This window comes from Halorussus limi (assembly GCF_023238205.1).
GTDB lineage: Archaea > Halobacteriota > Halobacteria > Halobacteriales > Haladaptataceae > Halorussus > Halorussus limi.
Window position 1 is genome coordinate 64,184 of record NZ_CP096662.1, and the last position, 14,777, is coordinate 78,960.

The 14,777-nt window shown below is 58.4% G+C and carries 20 protein-coding genes; 17 read left to right on the top strand and 3 right to left on the bottom strand.

Going from position 1 to position 14,777, the window contains the following annotated elements; all coding sequences use genetic code 11:
• Positions 1-19 precede the first annotated feature (19 nt).
• The 3 genes from M0R89_RS21970 to M0R89_RS21975 are packed head-to-tail and all read left to right on the top strand — an operon-like array spanning position 20 to position 1,050.
• The gene (locus M0R89_RS21970) at positions 20-631 is read left to right on the top strand and encodes a hypothetical protein (RefSeq protein WP_248653111.1); all 612 of its coding nucleotides are present in this window, start codon (positions 20-22) and stop codon (positions 629-631) included.
• 37 nt (positions 632-668) lie between these two features.
• Positions 669-839: a DUF8150 family protein gene (locus M0R89_RS23655; protein WP_497007472.1), complete on the top strand. Its 171-nt coding sequence runs from the start codon at positions 669-671 to the stop codon at positions 837-839.
• A 40-nt stretch (positions 840-879) separates the two neighbouring features.
• Positions 880-1,050: a hypothetical protein gene (locus M0R89_RS21975; RefSeq protein ID WP_248653112.1), complete on the top strand. Its 171-nt coding sequence runs from the start codon at positions 880-882 to the stop codon at positions 1,048-1,050.
• Positions 1,051-1,137: 87 nt separating this feature from the next.
• On the opposite strand, the gene M0R89_RS21980 is transcribed toward M0R89_RS21975, so the two are convergent.
• On the bottom strand, positions 1,138-1,398 hold the full coding sequence (locus M0R89_RS21980; RefSeq protein ID WP_248653113.1) for a winged helix-turn-helix domain-containing protein: 261 nt from the start codon (positions 1,396-1,398) through the stop codon (positions 1,138-1,140).
• 121 nt (positions 1,399-1,519) lie between these two features.
• Here M0R89_RS21980 and M0R89_RS21985 point away from each other — a divergent pair, with 121 nt between their 5' ends.
• From M0R89_RS21985 to M0R89_RS21995, 3 genes are all read left to right on the top strand, one after another.
• Positions 1,520-1,780 carry a HalOD1 output domain-containing protein gene (locus M0R89_RS21985; protein ID WP_248653114.1) on the top strand — a complete coding sequence of 87 codons (261 nt, stop codon included), beginning with the start codon at positions 1,520-1,522 and terminating at the stop codon, positions 1,778-1,780.
• A 125-nt stretch (positions 1,781-1,905) separates the two neighbouring features.
• Positions 1,906-3,813, top strand: coding sequence for a PAS domain S-box protein (locus tag M0R89_RS21990; RefSeq protein ID WP_248653115.1), 1,908 nt, complete (start codon positions 1,906-1,908; stop codon positions 3,811-3,813).
• 683 nt (positions 3,814-4,496) lie between these two features.
• A complete protein-coding gene (locus M0R89_RS21995; RefSeq protein WP_248653116.1) occupies positions 4,497-5,393 on the top strand; it encodes a DNA-binding protein in 897 nt (298 codons plus the stop codon).
• A 135-nt stretch (positions 5,394-5,528) separates the two neighbouring features.
• Here M0R89_RS21995 and M0R89_RS22000 read toward each other — a convergent pair whose 3' ends face one another.
• Complete coding sequence (locus M0R89_RS22000; protein WP_248653117.1) at positions 5,529-5,960, bottom strand: group I intron-associated PD-(D/E)XK endonuclease; 432 nt, start codon at positions 5,958-5,960, stop codon at positions 5,529-5,531.
• Between the two features lie 221 nt (positions 5,961-6,181).
• Between M0R89_RS22000 and M0R89_RS22005 the strand changes: the two genes are divergently transcribed.
• From M0R89_RS22005 to M0R89_RS22015, 3 genes are read left to right on the top strand one after another with little or no spacing between them, the layout of a single operon-like run.
• On the top strand, positions 6,182-7,141 hold the full coding sequence (locus tag M0R89_RS22005) for a transcription initiation factor IIB (RefSeq protein WP_248653118.1): 960 nt from the start codon (positions 6,182-6,184) through the stop codon (positions 7,139-7,141).
• Between the two features lie 44 nt (positions 7,142-7,185).
• Positions 7,186-7,698, top strand: a complete 513-nt coding sequence (locus M0R89_RS22010; RefSeq protein ID WP_248653119.1) for a winged helix-turn-helix domain-containing protein — start codon at positions 7,186-7,188, stop codon at positions 7,696-7,698.
• Positions 7,695-8,150: a toxin-antitoxin system TumE family protein gene (locus M0R89_RS22015; protein ID WP_248653120.1), complete on the top strand. Its 456-nt coding sequence runs from the start codon at positions 7,695-7,697 to the stop codon at positions 8,148-8,150. The genes M0R89_RS22010 and M0R89_RS22015 overlap by 4 nt, the downstream gene beginning before the upstream one ends.
• Before the next feature lie 7 nt (positions 8,151-8,157).
• On the opposite strand, the gene M0R89_RS22020 is transcribed toward M0R89_RS22015, so the two are convergent.
• The gene (locus M0R89_RS22020) at positions 8,158-8,709 is read right to left on the bottom strand and encodes a DUF7342 family protein (protein WP_248653121.1); all 552 of its coding nucleotides are present in this window, start codon (positions 8,707-8,709) and stop codon (positions 8,158-8,160) included.
• 135 nt (positions 8,710-8,844) lie between these two features.
• On the opposite strand from M0R89_RS22020, the gene M0R89_RS22025 reads away from it, so the two are divergent.
• The 8 genes from M0R89_RS22025 (at position 8,845) to M0R89_RS22055 (ending at position 14,734) form a co-directional block, all read left to right on the top strand.
• Complete coding sequence (locus M0R89_RS22025; protein ID WP_248653122.1) at positions 8,845-9,726, top strand: biosurfactant protein 1; 882 nt, start codon at positions 8,845-8,847, stop codon at positions 9,724-9,726.
• Between the two features lie 111 nt (positions 9,727-9,837).
• Positions 9,838-10,026 carry a DUF8012 family protein gene (locus M0R89_RS22030; RefSeq protein WP_248653123.1) on the top strand — a complete coding sequence of 63 codons (189 nt, stop codon included), beginning with the start codon at positions 9,838-9,840 and terminating at the stop codon, positions 10,024-10,026.
• Positions 10,027-10,180: 154 nt separating this feature from the next.
• Positions 10,181-11,452 carry an RNA-guided endonuclease InsQ/TnpB family protein gene (locus tag M0R89_RS22035; protein ID WP_368408908.1) on the top strand — a complete coding sequence of 424 codons (1,272 nt, stop codon included), beginning with the start codon at positions 10,181-10,183 and terminating at the stop codon, positions 11,450-11,452.
• Between the two features lie 370 nt (positions 11,453-11,822).
• Positions 11,823-11,990, top strand: coding sequence for an Lrp/AsnC family transcriptional regulator (locus tag M0R89_RS22040; protein WP_248653125.1), 168 nt, complete (start codon positions 11,823-11,825; stop codon positions 11,988-11,990).
• A gap of 480 nt (positions 11,991-12,470) precedes the next feature.
• Positions 12,471-12,833, top strand: coding sequence for a DUF7344 domain-containing protein (locus tag M0R89_RS22045; RefSeq protein WP_248653126.1), 363 nt, complete (start codon positions 12,471-12,473; stop codon positions 12,831-12,833).
• Positions 12,834-12,889: 56 nt separating this feature from the next.
• The gene (locus tag M0R89_RS23590; protein WP_438267702.1) at positions 12,890-13,135 is read left to right on the top strand and encodes a DUF7344 domain-containing protein; all 246 of its coding nucleotides are present in this window, start codon (positions 12,890-12,892) and stop codon (positions 13,133-13,135) included.
• 57 nt (positions 13,136-13,192) lie between these two features.
• Entirely contained in the window at positions 13,193-13,702 is a 510-nt protein-coding gene (locus tag M0R89_RS22050; protein WP_248653127.1) for an Lrp/AsnC family transcriptional regulator, read from the top strand.
• Positions 13,703-13,867: 165 nt separating this feature from the next.
• The gene (locus M0R89_RS22055; protein WP_248653128.1) at positions 13,868-14,734 is read left to right on the top strand and encodes a HalOD1 output domain-containing protein; all 867 of its coding nucleotides are present in this window, start codon (positions 13,868-13,870) and stop codon (positions 14,732-14,734) included.
• Positions 14,735-14,777: the final 43 nt, after the last annotated feature.

Here is a 14,777-nt window from a genome sequence, read left to right on the forward strand (position 1 = left end):
GGTTCCTTGGAGGAAACTGATGGAACTCAGTGACCATACGCTCACGGTTTCACGGGAGCTTTCAAAACTCGATAAAGACGTACTCGAGTTCACACGAATTCTCGACGCCTGCAAGGTTGACTACGCCATCGTTAGTGGGTACGTCGCGATCCTCACTGGGCGATCTCGATCGACAGAGGACATCGACGTCATTCTGGAGTCGCTGTCTGAAACCGAGACTGAGCAGTTGGTTACTGAACTCAAAAATCACGGGTACTGGGGGATGGCGATGCCGCTTAATGAGATGTATTCGATGTTGAGCGAGGGCAGCCGGATCCGGATCGCCGAGGACGGAGAGATGTACCCGAACTTCGAGACATGGTTCGTCTCAAACGACGTGGAACGGGAGGCACTCTCGAACCCCCTCACGGTTATGTTCGACGAGGGGCAGATCGATATCAGTCCGCTTGAACTCCAAATTGCATACAAACTCCGACTCGCGCAAGCTGCTGACAGCCTCAGCGGGAAGGATTTCGAAGATGCACTTCACCTGTACTTGACCTTCGAGGAACGATTTAACACGGAGCAGCTCGAAACGTACGTCAAAGAGCTTGGAGTTGAGGACTACTATGCTGAACTCACAGGAGTTTGAGGACGATCATCGCCGGAACACGGAGCAGCGGCGAGCGATGATCAAGCGGTGGGCCGAGTACGTGCGGACGCACGACGATAGCGACTGGTCACGCCAGCAGAATCGGCTTATCGACTCGCAGCTCCAGTCGGCAAACGATATGGCCGCTGCTGGCGACACGGATCCAGTTCGGTTTGCAGCCGCTCGAGATCGGCTGCGCGACCGGTGACTGTTCACCGAGACGCTCCCTAGAGAGCACTGCGACAGCAATGACCTCAAATACTACTCCAGCAGGGTCAGGCGACGACGAAGTTCGCAAGCTCTACGAGCGGTATCATGCAGCCGAGAGCGACGCCGAACGCCGCGAGATCGCCCTCGAGATGGGGAAGCTCGACGGACATCGCCACGCGGAGATCTACGCAGCACTCGAAGACGAGTAAGCTCTCCTGCTTCCAGAATTCCGTGGGCGGACTCGTTCGAAACTAGCGACTAGCGTTTTTTGGATTTCGAGTCGTCACTAGCGGAGGTCATGCAGCCTCGAGGTCACGAACGTCAAGCTCGCCAGCGAGATACTGCTCTCCTTGACGAGTAATATCATAGATGCCGTTGCCGAGGTGGACGAGGAGACCGTAGGTGACTAGCGTCTTGCACCGGGCGTTGATGTGCTGGCGAGAGAAGCGGACACGGTCGCTATCAGCCATTTCCTTGGGTGTATCAGGGCCAGCCTCAGCGAGATGCTCCAGAATGCGGTCATCGGCACGAGACATCCAGTCGGCGTCAAAGCGCATAATCGCTTCTGGTTGCGCCGACGCTATCCCACACGCGCTAAGTCAAGTAACAAAGCGTATCGCTTCTACAGTTGACTCCTTACGTTTTATACGCCTGCCACCCTAACCCTCGAGCGTTCAGATGCATTCCCCTCCATCGGACAGTTCGGGCGGATCGAATGACCTTCTCGTCGAGATTATTGAGACGCTGGAGACATGTGGGCTCGAGGACGACGCCTACCAGCTCCACGATTACGTTGACGTCGAGGCGCTCGAACAGTTGGTTGCTTCGTCTGATGAGGATATCGCTGTCCAGTTCACCGTCGAGGGGATTCAGCTCACAGTTACAGGGGATGGTGTCAAAATCATCGATCCCGAGGGTGGGTACGAAAAAGACCAATAGCATGCCGTCTATGAACCGCCGGCTGCCGGTCCCTCCGATTCCGGTTGTATCTGGTGTGAGGCGTGGAATCACGTCCGTTCCTCAATCAGGCAAATTATGAATCTAGAATCTGCTACATATTCCAGATGAGGGATTGGTCTCGGACAGTAAGTCAATGGTCGGTCACCATTCTTGGATTTGGGCTTCTCCTGCTCACACTCGCCCGAGCCGCGACAGACACCGACGATCCCCTTATCGACTTCATTGAGGTAGCGGCCCCGTTCGTCGTCGGCATCGGGCTCATCGTCGGCGGGATATGGCTCACCAGAACGTCACCAGTGGCCCGTATCAGACAACTTTCGAAGTGGACGCTGGGCGGCGCCATCGTCGGCGTGGCCGTCAACCTCTGGTTCGTCTTCATCATCTCGCTGGAACAGGTCCCAGCCGGTGAACCGGTCGTGTTGAATCTCAATGGCGCTGGCATCTTCATGGCCGCCGGTGTGCTTCTCGGTTACTATGCGACGGGACTGCAAGCGCGGGAAAACCAACTCGAACTGTCGGAGAACCGCTTCCGAGCGCTCACAGAGAACTCGTCGTTCGCGGTCATCTCGGTCGATGAGACGAGTACGATTCGGTACGCGAACGATGCGACCGAAGCCCTCTTCGGCTATCCCACCACGGACCTCGTCGGTGAACCGTTGACCACGCTGATGCCCGCCCGGTTCCGTGAGGCACATCTCGAGGGGCTGTCTCAATATCTCTCTGAGGAGAACCGAACTGTCGACTGGGACGGTCTCGAATTGACCGGGATGCGAGCCGACGGCGCGGAATTTCCCGTCGAAATCAGTTTCGGCGAATACGTCGTGGCCGACGATCACCTCTTCACCGGCGTCATTCAGGACATCTCCGACCGAAAAGCAGCCGAGCAGCAGCTCCGTGACCACACGTCGAAAGTCACACAGTTACACGAGGTTGCAACCGAGATCACCAGGGCAGCATCCACAGAACAGGTGTATCAACGCACTGCAGACGGGGTCGTTGACGTCTTCCCGGCCGCTGTCGCCCGCGTGGCGATCGCGGACGGCGACCAGCTTGTGCCGGTCGTCAGTTCGGACCACGAGTCCCTCGAGGAGTGTCAGCCCGTATCCGCAACCCTCGGATACGCGGGGCAGAGCTACCAGTCGGGTGAGGTGCTCCGACTCGACGATCTGACGGATACGCGCTCGGCAGCACAGTCCCCGCTTCAGGACGGGGGATCACTGCCGGACGCGGATCCTGCGGAGCCACGGGCGCTGTTAAGCATTCCTCTCGGGGAGTATGGGGTCGTGCAAGCGTTTGCCTACGAGCCAGCAGCGTTCTCCGACCGTGATGAAGAGGTCGCCGAGATGCTCGCGACGCATGTGACGACAGCCCTCCAACGCATTGAGGCCGAGGCGACCATTCGACGCGAACGCGACCGGCTCGAAGAGTTCGCCAGCATCCTCTCGCACGACCTCCGGAATCCATTGAACGTCGCCCAAGGTCGGTTAGAGCTCATACAGATGACTGGCGAGATAGACCACGTCGAGGCCATCGACCGCGCGCTCGATCGGATGGAGCGGCTCATCGAGGATATGTTGACACTCGCTCGCGAAGGCGATGCCGTCGGTGAGACACAGCCGGTCGCGCTTCGCACACTCGCTAACCAAGCCTGGAACAACGTCGCAACTGAATCTGCCTCGCTCGAGGTCGAGTCGAGCGTCCAGATCGACGCGGATCACAGTCGACTCATCCAGGTGTTCGAGAACCTGTACCGGAACGCGATCGAACATGGCAGCGACGGGGTCACAATTCGGGTTGGCTCCCTCGACGACGGCTTCTACATCGAAGATACTGGCCCCGGTATTCCGGAGGACGAACGAGACGACATCTTCGAGAGCGGGTACACGACCAACCAGGACGGCACCGGATTCGGGCTCGCAATCGTCAAACGAATCGTCGAGGCCCACGGGTGGAAGATCGACGTCACAGCCGGTCGCGATGGGGGCGCCCGCTTCGAAATCTCAGACGTTTGATTCAGTTCGGCATCGAAAGCGTGAGGAAGGGATCTGAAGGCCCTCGGCCGCTCGGCATCCCGCGACCCACACTGCGCTCCTCGTGCCTGTGGTGCTTGCGGAGTCGGGGGACGACCGAGACGACCTCGCCCTTTCTGAGTCCACCAGGATGTCGGCTGGGTCACCGAGCGTCGAGCCCGGTTGAACAGGTTCTTTGTTACGGCACGCCCCGCTCGCCGCTGCCGCCCTCCGCGTCGCTTGCGACCGACCATTCCGGGCGTGCGGGCGCTCTCCACACCGCCCGCGCCCGTTCCGGGCTAAAATAAATCTGGTCTCGACGCCAGCGGGTATCCCCGTCGGTTGCGCCCCTTGCGGGCTTTCGCGTTCCAGCGCTTGGTGCCGCTGCGCGCGGCGAGCCACCCCGCGGGCTCGCCGTGCTCCCGACAGTCGCCCTGGACACGGTCCCGCGCATCGGGCCGGACACGAGCGAGCATATCCCGCTGGACGCTTGCTCCGGGCGGGTCGGCGCGCGGTTCTGGTTGGGTGACCTTCCTTTGGCGCTCTCGCTCGCGCCCCAGGGGGCGCTCACGAAGGCGCGAGCGAGAGCGCGTAGATGGTTCTGTCGGGCGTTGTCGTCGAAGAACCGCGATGTTGCAGCATCGCGGTGTCGGGCGCGTGAGCGCCTTCAGGTCTTGGTGAGACCAATGTCAAGTAAGAACGTTACCAGTCAAGTAGTTTCGGTCGATGAACAGGCATTCGAAAAAGCGGATGAAGTGGCGGTCGATGAAGAGGGCTTCGAGGTCGTCGATGAGACCCCAGAGTTCCAGGCGACGGTGCAGATGGAGGTGCAGGCAAAGGTCGATGCAAACCACCCGGATGGGATGGTCGACACCAGTGAAGAGCGGATCTACGGTGCGACCCTCGAACAGGAAGAGCGCATTCGGGCTCGGGAGGCTGAACTAGAGCGCATCAGTGCCAAGGCGGAGATGGGGACGCAAGAAGGGCGGGAGAAGCGGACGCGAGACATCGCAGCGAAGCGGAGTGCTGAGCGGCGTGCAGAGTTCCAGAAGCGGGCAGCGAGCGTGGACCCCTGGGCAGACCCGGAGAGAAACGATCCTCGTGCAGAACTCAGGCAGGGGCAGTTGGCGGCGGTGAACAAGCAGTCGATGCGGCTGGCCGAGAAGCTGGATGGCTGGTCGCGAGCAGCGATTGGTCGGCGGCTGGGTGAAGCCGTAGTCAGTGGGAAAGACCTGACGAGTGCAGTCGTCGGGGTGTTCAAGGAGTTGCAGACGGCGCCGGGACAGGTAGTTCCGATCGGGATGCTCGAGGACGTCAATCGCAAAGAGGTGAGCATCGAAGGTCGTATGACGGTGCTTTGGGAGAGCGACTCGCCGGCCATTCAACAAGTCGGACTCATCGAGGACGACAGTGGGAAAACGAAGCTAACGTCGTGGGTCGCGAGTGACCAACCCTGGATCGAAGAGGGCGAGCTCGTTCGCATTCACGGCGCGGCGAAGAACTGGTACAACGGGCGCGTCTCCGTGGCTCTGACCGGGTGGAGCACCGTGCATTTCCCCGAGCGCGGTCGGTGGTGGGAATAGCCAGTCGTCGCAGCTCTCTTTTTTTGCTACGTGCCGGACCGACCCAAGCCCCACCTCCCCACCCTCCGCTCCGTGCTCGCTTCGCTGCGCGCGCAGCCACAACCTCGACAACCACCCGTTTATCAGATACGCATGTCACTGAGAGTCGGTCACCTCTCGAATTTTAAGGAGAGCCTCATCTATAGAGAAATCTCCGGGCAGGTTCGCCTGTTCCCGATGCCAATCACTGGGCATTTCCTCTGGCGGATTGAAATTCACACGTTGCGTCTTTCCCATTTCGTGAGCAGGGACGTATATTGCCGTACCCTCTTCGTGGATGGCACCAGCGAATATATCAACGGTACCATCGGGGTACCGCTCTGGAGAGATTTCCAACTCGTAACGGTATTTATCATAATCGCTCGCCGTCTTTACCTGAACTCGTAACAGCCCCCACTCAACGTCGGTTATCAGGTCGTACTTCTGCTCATGACCATGGGGATAAGCTACGCCATACCCATTTCGAAGAATGTCTGCGGCGACTAAGGCTTCTGATGCATCACCCCGCCAACCTCGTTCCAAATCCATACTAACCTACTGGCAGTACTACTACAGAAAAGTACGTCTAATTAGTCCCCACTTCGAGGAGTGTCCAACTCTATCGAGATGAGGGACACCGCAGTAACTCAAGTACTGTCGTCTGAGCCACAATCCAGCTGAATCCATATTCGTACTCGATAGCGTTTATTGACCCCTCGATAGGTGAGGGGCGCGCCGAACTGGCGAGTTCCCTGAACACGGTGAGAACGATGGCAACCAGAGACATCTACGAAAGCGGATTCGACGAAGACGTCCGAACGGAATCAAGTGCGAACCAGTGTCCCGAGTGCGACGGCCGGGTCACCACGAACGCGGTCGAAACAGTCTGCGAGGACTGTGGGCTGGTCATCAACGAGCAGCGTATCGATCACGGGCCGGAGTGGCGGGCGTACGACGACGAGGAGTGCGAACGAACCGGCGCCCCACTTACTGCGGCTCGCCACGATCGCGGCCTGTCGACGGAAATCGGTTACGGCACCGACGCGAACGGGAACGAACTCTCCGGACAGAAGCGACGGCGACTCGCCCGGATGCGCCGTGAGCAGACCCGAGGTCGCTGGCGATCGAAAGCGGAACGGAATCTCGCACACGGCTTGGGCGAGGTGCGCCGCTTAGCAAGTGCCCTCGGCCTCTCCGATTCGGTTCATGACCAGGCGTGTCAGCTCTTCCGGAGCGCCCAGAACGAGGATCTGCTTCGTGGCAGGTCCATCGAGGCCATCGCCGCGGCCAGCGTGTACGGAGCCTGCCGGTGCAACGGCCTCTCGCGGTTGGTAGGCGAGGTCAGTGAGATGGCCCGCGTCGCGGAGTCGCGAGTCACGAATGCGTACAAGGTGCTGAACGAAGAGTTGGGGCTCCCTGCCGAGCCCGTCTCCCCCAGTATGTTCGTGCCGCGACTCGCCTCGGACCTCGAGTGTCCGGACAAGATCCGTCAACGGGCCCGAACGCTCGCGGAGCAGGCCGAGGAGCACGGCGTCACAACGGGTGTCCATCCGGCTGGGTTCGCAGCGGCTTGTCTCTACAAGGCCGGTCGCGAAGAAGGCCGATGGCTGACGCAAAGTGACGTCGCCGAGTCCGGGAACGTCACGCCAACAACTGTCCGGACGCATCACCAGACACTAGAGGAACAAGTAGCCCGACAACGCCCCTGTACAAATACGGCCGTTAGATAATTTTCTCAGGAAACTATTTGTTTCTCGACCGTGTAGACCCCAGTATGACCGAGACGTGGGACGACGTCAACGAGCAAGTCAAAGCGGAGTGGAAAGACGATACCACGCCGTTCGAGCGGGTGTACGAAATCGTCGAACAGACCCACGATGGGCAATCGGCCGCCGAGATCGCCGATCGAGCGCTCGTGAGCGAGCCGACGGCGCGTCGCCACTGCAAGACGCTCGTGAACACCGGGTTCGCCGAGACGGAACAGGACGGCCAAACAACGCTGTATAAGCGCAATAGCGACCGGGTTTTGATGTCCCGGATCCGTGAGCTGCGTGAGGAAGTCAATCGGCCAGAGTTGCTCGACAGCATCCAGGAGATGAAGGCTGAGATCCGGCGCTACGAGGATCGTTACGATGTGGTCTCACCCGAGGAACTCGCCCAGCAACTCGACGCCGACGAGACAGCGGGCTGGGACGATCTCACCGCGTGGCGAACGACGCGGCAGAATCTCGCCGTTGCCCAAGCAGCACTCGCCTACGACGAGGCCAGCCACCAGCTCGCTGTATGAGCGACGACGACGACCGCGCCGGCGAGTTCGGACCAATCTATCTTCCGGCACTCCAGCGGATTCGTGACCTCTGGCTCGAACTCGAACCGCTTGTAGACGAAACAGCGTACGACGACGTCGTCGCCCCCACGGAACTGCAGATCAGTCTCAGCGACGGGCTTGGCAACGCCGAGAACGCTCGACTCGATATCCAATGGAGCGAATGGGGGATGTACTCGTTCCATTACGTCGATAGCGACGACGTCAATTGGCGCTTCGATCGCCACCCAAATACACACTCTCCCGAAATCCATTTCCACCGGCCGCCTGAAGCCGCAACAACGGACGCCGAATCGTCCTGTATCGACGTGACCGAGGTGTCACTCGTGACGCGTGCAGTTCATGCGATGTGGCGGGCAGCGTACGAGGATAACGACATAGAGCAGCTGAATAGCGCCTCAAACCCGCCGTGAGACGGGATTAGCGGATGGCGCGGTCAGCCACGTCCATCATCTGCTCACGAGCGGCTTCGACATCCGAGTAGAGCGCCAACGCGTGCTTGATGAGGCGACGGTCTTCCAGATTCTCCTCCCACCGCGTGATCACCTCACGGCGCTCGTGGAGCTCCGCACTTGCAAGGTCACCGTCGGCGAGCGACTGTTCGATCTCTTCCCACGTCTCGACGTCGTAGGTCGCCTGCCACTCCTCGATCTCCTCGGTAATCGCGGCCAATTCGTTGCGGAGCTCCTCGCGGGTGTTTTCGTCGATGAGCGTGCGGATTTCCTCGAAGAGCAGTCGCGTGTAGTCCGGCTGATAGCGCGTGGTCTCGCTGGCCTCGACGCGGCGCAGCTGGCCCTGGTCGACGACATCCTGGAGTTCATCGTTGGTCGTACTCCAAGCGGCGTCGGCCTGCTCGCTGATCCAGTTGACCGACCACGGTTCGCGGAGCGTCTCGACGACCGCTCGAATACGGTCGCGAGCGCTCATCGACTCAGTCCACGACTGGACGCCATTCCGTGGGGATTCCGACATGCTTAGCACCTCTTGCAACAGGGTCGTGCCGTATTCGCGTATATGTTTGTACACTCTTGTATAATCAAGAGTATGTTACGAGCATAGTCGTCCGGACATTGAAATGCGAGACCGACAGAAGCTATGAGCCAACCGATGCACTACAAATATTCTGACTTTGAGGAACTGCGGCCGACTGGCGAGGCGTCCCACATTCCGGACGAGAAGGTCAACGGCGGGTGTGAAGGTGACCCCCGACGGCAACGCGTCGCGACGGGCTCTGGTGGTTACCCTGATGCGCCGACGGTAACCGACGGCGAGTGCCGGTCCTGTGGGGCGTCAGTCCCAGACGACCAGACGAAATGCCGGTTCTGTCTCGCCAACCATCTCGGTGGTGACCCGACTGGCACGGACGAGTCAGCGTCGACGACGGTCCTCGGCATCGTCCACCTGGTCGTCGAGTCGACCACGTTCTACGGCGCCGTCGCGAAGGGCGGCGCGGCGGCGAACCTCCTCTCCGCCAAAGAGGCGGAGCCGGCCGTCGACGACTACACGCTCATCTACGACCTTGACGAGGCGCCGGCGCGCCAGCTGGCCGAACAATGGCCCTCACTTCCCGACGCGGTACAGGTGTCGTCAGAGGAGGGAGAGCGGCTTCTCAGTGCCGCCCGTGACCGGACTGGGTGGCACGGGCAGGGAGCATCGGAGCGTCAGGAGCAGGCCCGGACACGGCTCTACGACCAGCGTGGGGACGGCATCCGCGACGCGGTCCTCGACGACACCGACGACGCGGCGTGGCTGGTTCCAGCGATAGCGCTGACCGAATCCGCCGGCGAAGCTGGGGCTGATCGGCAGGAGTCGTCGGTACCGACAACGCAGGAACTCGACTGTCAAAACTGTGGACAGGCGACCGACCATCGGTTCAAGACCCACGAGTCGGTCCCGGATGAAGCGTGGACGGGGCAACCGATCTGGGAGTGTCGGGTGTGTGGCTCGGCTCGCTATGGACCCAGTACATCGACGCACTGCCCGTCTTAACCAACAAAATGGCTAGAGTATTCTCAGTGTTGGTTAATAGACACACTCAGTCCCACAGCTACCCGCAGCCAGAGATGTTTCTCTGCGCCGTGAATCGGCGAGGCGCTTCAGATGGACCCACGCAACACACCCGGATATCGACTGCACCGCTCACTCACCAATCTCAACCGCATCGAGACTACCGGACTCGACGACGCAGATCAAGAGCGAATCGAGGCAGCGAGGACACTCCTCCAGAACGTGAGTCTGCTCTCTCACCTGCAACACAGCGGGAACGCCGATACACAGGTCGAGTCCTGAATGGCGTTACAACGCGGAGTTCCGATGTTTCGCTCCTGAGCTGTTTATTGCCCCCCAAAAGGGGTGCGGGGTAGAGATACCCGAGGACAACAGATGACCCACCTCACTGAACAATTCCATATTTCCGAAGAGTAACAACAAAGGTGAATCACTGATGAACGACGCTCCACGACGCACGGTACGAATTAAACTCGACGTACCCGGAGAACGTCGTGGCGACTTACATCAGACCAAGACTCAATTCCTCCACTGCGCTAACCGAATGAGCGAATGGGCGTGGCGGTACGACGATTACTGTATCACCAGCAAGAGCAGGGCCGAAGAGCCTCTGTACGACGAGTTGCGGGAGGAAACCGACCTCACCGCAAATCTCGTTCAGAAAGGTATTCGTCGCGCTATCGAAGCCGTCACGGGCGGCGTCGAGAAATTGAAGCAGGGCGAGAAGACCAGCCAACCCAAATTCGACTCTTGGAGCATCGTGTACGATAAACGCTCCGCGACGTTCAACGACGACCATGCCACGCTCTCCACCCCAAACGGCAGAGTCTCTGCCGAATACGTTCTCCCACCTGAAAATGAGCGAGAGGACACGCCATTCGGACGCTACTACGAGAGTGACAACTGGAATGTGTCAAGGGCCACGCTCCAATACGACGAAAACGAGGATACGTTCTACCTGCACGTCACGCTGAAAAATCCCGACTATGGGAGTGACGGAGCGGAACGCCAAGAAAGCGAGTCACGTGATGATGCCCCCGAGAACGGAGTGGTTCTCGGCGTGGACCTAAACGTGACTGGCGCGTTCGCCGTCACCTCCACAGCCGAGTCCATCGGCAGTGCAGACTTCCTCACCCACAAACGCGACCAGTACGATCAACGCCGTGCCTGCCTACAACAGACGGGTACTCGGTCGGCCGTTCTCACGATTCAGTCCATTGGTAGTCAGTTCAGCGAGTGGTCATTGGACTGGCTCCACAACCGTGCCAACGACCTCATCGAAGAAGCCGGTGATGCGGATGTAGACGGGATTATTTTCGAGGATCTTACCCACATCCGCGAGAGCATTGCGAACGGCAGCAAGTTCCAGCAATGGGCCTACGCGAAGTTCGTGGAACTCGTTGAGTACAAGGTTGAGTCCACTGAGTTGTTCGTAGACTTCGTGAACCCAGCGTACACGAGTCAACGTTGCTCACATTGTGGATGTACCCACAAGGATAATCGCGACGACAAGCAGTTTGAGTGCCAGTCATGTAGGTATGAAGTGAACGCTGATTACAACGCGGCGAAGAACATTGCAAACCGATACTGCGGGTATATCCATTGCGGGCAAAAGTCTCGCGGTGGATGGGCCACCAGTCAACTGGCCCTCAAGTCAGGGACGCTGAACGTGAACGGTGAGTACACGCCTTCCGCCTTGCGCGGATAGAGCGGGAGTCCACTGACAAGTCTCAGGGCTTGACCCAGAGTCGGTTGACCAAGTGCCGCTTTCCCATACTGACAAAACAGTACGTCGTTCGCCACGGCGAAGTCCTCCACGCGGACCTCAGTTCCCCCGACCCAATTGACGAGTAGCAGTAGTTGCCGATACGGTTTCTTTATCCATAATGAGAGCTGAAACAGTCGGTCAGTACAGATTGTGTATTGACCGCCAGAGGATTTGACAATCTACGCAGAGCTTCAGAGAGTCGTACTGAATGCACAGCGCACATCGGTCAGCTCCATGGTCATGGGTGGCCCATCCGATCATCACTCGATTTTCGGCGGGGATTATGTGACACGGCCCCCTCACACGTGGTATGAGCGACTTTGCACTGGACGAAGTTGACCGTGGGATTCTCTTTGCGCTACAACGCGACGCCAGGAACACCACCATCGACGAGATCCCATCGAACGTCGAGGTGGCGGCTAGCACGGTGCGCAATCGCATCAGCAATTTGGAGGAAGCCGGTGTGATCAAAGGGTAATACCCGAAGATCAACTATAAACGCGCTAACTTCCCGCTGCACGTCCTCTTCGTCTGTACGGCACCGGCCGAGGAACGCGCCGAAATGACGACGAAAGCGCTCGACGCCCACGGCGTTGTAGATGTCAAAGAGATGCTCACGGGAGCTCGCAATCTCCACGTAGAGGTGGTGGCAATGGACACACGAGACCTCACCAAGATTTCCAATGAGCTCTCAACATTGGGATTCCAGGTCGAATCCTCGGAGATTATCACCAGCCATCAGGTTCGCCCATGGGGGGGAGTTCGAGTACTGACCCTGGACGAACCCAACAGACAACTGACTCGACAGCGTGTGGTATGCAAAAACCGCAGCTCAATCACGGTATTTTGCGGATTTCACCACCCACCAGTTATGTTACGAGTAATGTTTTTGTGTATTCCACAACTCCATAGAACCAGAAGGAGAGGGCACCAGACTCACACCCATCCACTACATCCCATGACAGACCACCTTACCTCACGTGTCGGAGAATCACGACAGCCGAGCAAAACAGAGCTCGACCGGGCCTTCGACATCCTCAGTCACCCATACCGCCGTCGCATCCTGACGACCCTCGTCGAGGCTAACCCGCGCGACGAAGACGAGCTCAGTCCCGAACACCTCCAAGCCGCCGACGAGGATCTGGAGATGTTCACCACGCAGTTGTTCCACGTCCATCTCCCGAAACTCGAAGCAGCCGAGTACATTGAATGGGACCGCGAGACCGGGGCGATCACGCGTGGCCCGAACTTCGACGAGGTCGCTCCGCTCGTGAAGCTCATGCGGAACCATCCCGACGAACTTCCCGCTGACTGGCCCTGATCACGTCGCCGTCCGATGGATCGGTTTACACCGTGGGGTAGAGTACCGTGTCATTGATGCCGGAGGTAGCGACACGTCCCGGCAGTTCCGCCGACCCCAATGCTGTCAGGTCCGAGTTCCACCACAGCCACCTTCCGAAATTGGCGACGGCTGGCTGGATCGAATACGATTCCGAAACCAAGACCGTCCGATACAAGTCTCGAACCGAAGCCATCCGATCAGCGCTCCAAAGGACGATGGACGAACGCGACCGGATTCGTGTGGCCTACGACGGACAGTTACCAAGACTTGGCTCACGATAGGTCGGGGCGAAGACGCCAGTTCACAGAAAATTTGTAGTGTCTGCACGTACTCCACCCATGCCACGTGAACTCGACAACGTTGATCGCGGTATTCTCTACATGCTCCAGTTGGACGCCCGAAACACCACGTCTCAGGAGATCTCTGACAAGACGGGCGTCTCAGCCAGCACCATCCGCAATCGCATAGAGCGTCTCGAAAACGATAACATCATCAAAGGGTACCGTCCAGAACTCGATTACGAGGCGGCCAATCTCTCGCTTCGCGTGCTGTTCGTCATCACCGCACCGCCGACAAAGCGAAGCGAGATCGTGGAACAACTGCTGGAAATTCATGGAGCCATTGATGTTACTGAGACGCTCACTGGAAAGCGAAATATCCAGGTCGAGGTCGTGGGACGAGATACGAGCGACATCGTCCGCATCACAGACGCGATCCACGAACTCGGCGTCTCAGTCGAAAGTTCGGAGATCATGAAACAGCGGAGAACACAACCGTTCAACCACTTCTATTTCTCGGAGGCGGCGGATGAGATGACCCGACAGGATCTGGATAGTGAAGACGAGTGACTACCAACGCCGGTTGCGGATATAGCAACTCAGACAAAATTTATTGCTAAATTGTTTCCCACTATCGCCCACAGGCACAATCTATTCCACTTATTTTGTGGTTTTGTCCGCATATCAGAATATAGTCAAATAAGGTATAACTGGCAGAGGGGCCTTGGCGAAGGTATGAGTAAAGACGGAAACATCGGGAAGACTTCTGCGAGGGGACGGTATCATGCCACATTCGATCCAACGTCCGAACCGGCAAGTGACGCTGTTGTATCCTCACTCTCGGAAATGACCGGTACGGAGCCGGACAAGCTGGAGTCAATGGAATCCATTGTGGACCCAATCGTCTTTGACGCACTCGTCCGGCGATCCCGGCGTTCCCTTCAGTTTAGTTTTGTGTACCACGAACACAACGTGACCGTAGACACTGGTGGGGAATTCCGGATTCAACCACCGGAAAGCAGTAGGACAGCATACAAGGTCCCCCTCGACAGGGACGAATCCCCGTCCTACGCAGTCATTCAAGCTATCGCAGCGGTGAACGGTGTCGAGCCGACCGAGATGCCGCCCTTACATGATTCTATTGACCCCGATGCATTCGAAGCGATATTCGACCCCAGATCCCCTTCAGCAGACATCAGTCGCCTTGACTGGAGCCAGCATGCCGGACGGATATCTGGAGGGCGGTTCATGAGCAAAGAGCTTCACAGTAGTCGAGCGTTCGAAGCACTCTCTAACCGATATCGGAGACAGTTACTGCTCGCTATGTTCGAGACAAATCCACAGGATGACGACGACTTGAATCCATTAAGGCTTCTGAAGCAGGGAGAAACAACCGAGGACCTTGATGTCACCCCGGTCAGCTTGCAGCACGTCCACCTTCCCAAGCTCGCCGACATGGGGTTCATCGAGTGGGATCGTGAATCGGGTGAACTTTCGAAGGGACCGAATTGGGAGGAGATCGCCCCGCTGCTCCGGCTGATGTACGATCACCAAGATGAACTGCCGGATGAATGGTTATCAGGGGTATCATCCGACGAATGATGGTCCCCGATACTGAGGGTAGCTACGGTCAATGAGTGGCGTA

What these genes read in the sequence shown, in the direction of transcription:
- M0R89_RS21970 (WP_248653111.1), top strand. Translation starts at nt 20, where the DNA reads ATGGAACTCAGTGACCATACGCTCACGGTTTCACGGGAGCTTTCAAAA.
- M0R89_RS23655 (WP_497007472.1), top strand. Translation starts at nt 669, where the DNA reads ATGATCAAGCGGTGGGCCGAGTACGTGCGGACGCACGACGATAGCGAC.
- M0R89_RS21975 (WP_248653112.1), top strand. Translation starts at nt 880, where the DNA reads ATGACCTCAAATACTACTCCAGCAGGGTCAGGCGACGACGAAGTTCGC.
- M0R89_RS21980 (WP_248653113.1), bottom strand. Translation starts at nt 1,398, where the DNA reads ATGCGCTTTGACGCCGACTGGATGTCTCGTGCCGATGACCGCATTCTG.
- M0R89_RS21985 (WP_248653114.1), top strand. Translation starts at nt 1,520, where the DNA reads ATGCATTCCCCTCCATCGGACAGTTCGGGCGGATCGAATGACCTTCTC.
- M0R89_RS21990 (WP_248653115.1), top strand. Translation starts at nt 1,906, where the DNA reads ATGAGGGATTGGTCTCGGACAGTAAGTCAATGGTCGGTCACCATTCTT.
- M0R89_RS21995 (WP_248653116.1), top strand. Translation starts at nt 4,497, where the DNA reads ATGTCAAGTAAGAACGTTACCAGTCAAGTAGTTTCGGTCGATGAACAG.
- M0R89_RS22000 (WP_248653117.1), bottom strand. Translation starts at nt 5,960, where the DNA reads ATGGATTTGGAACGAGGTTGGCGGGGTGATGCATCAGAAGCCTTAGTC.
- M0R89_RS22005 (WP_248653118.1), top strand. Translation starts at nt 6,182, where the DNA reads ATGGCAACCAGAGACATCTACGAAAGCGGATTCGACGAAGACGTCCGA.
- M0R89_RS22010 (WP_248653119.1), top strand. Translation starts at nt 7,186, where the DNA reads ATGACCGAGACGTGGGACGACGTCAACGAGCAAGTCAAAGCGGAGTGG.
- M0R89_RS22015 (WP_248653120.1), top strand. Translation starts at nt 7,695, where the DNA reads ATGAGCGACGACGACGACCGCGCCGGCGAGTTCGGACCAATCTATCTT.
- M0R89_RS22020 (WP_248653121.1), bottom strand. Translation starts at nt 8,709, where the DNA reads ATGTCGGAATCCCCACGGAATGGCGTCCAGTCGTGGACTGAGTCGATG.
- M0R89_RS22025 (WP_248653122.1), top strand. Translation starts at nt 8,845, where the DNA reads ATGCACTACAAATATTCTGACTTTGAGGAACTGCGGCCGACTGGCGAG.
- M0R89_RS22030 (WP_248653123.1), top strand. Translation starts at nt 9,838, where the DNA reads ATGGACCCACGCAACACACCCGGATATCGACTGCACCGCTCACTCACC.
- M0R89_RS22035 (WP_368408908.1), top strand. Translation starts at nt 10,181, where the DNA reads ATGAACGACGCTCCACGACGCACGGTACGAATTAAACTCGACGTACCC.
- M0R89_RS22040 (WP_248653125.1), top strand. Translation starts at nt 11,823, where the DNA reads ATGAGCGACTTTGCACTGGACGAAGTTGACCGTGGGATTCTCTTTGCG.
- M0R89_RS22045 (WP_248653126.1), top strand. Translation starts at nt 12,471, where the DNA reads ATGACAGACCACCTTACCTCACGTGTCGGAGAATCACGACAGCCGAGC.
- M0R89_RS23590 (WP_438267702.1), top strand. Translation starts at nt 12,890, where the DNA reads ATGCCGGAGGTAGCGACACGTCCCGGCAGTTCCGCCGACCCCAATGCT.
- M0R89_RS22050 (WP_248653127.1), top strand. Translation starts at nt 13,193, where the DNA reads ATGCCACGTGAACTCGACAACGTTGATCGCGGTATTCTCTACATGCTC.
- M0R89_RS22055 (WP_248653128.1), top strand. Translation starts at nt 13,868, where the DNA reads ATGAGTAAAGACGGAAACATCGGGAAGACTTCTGCGAGGGGACGGTAT.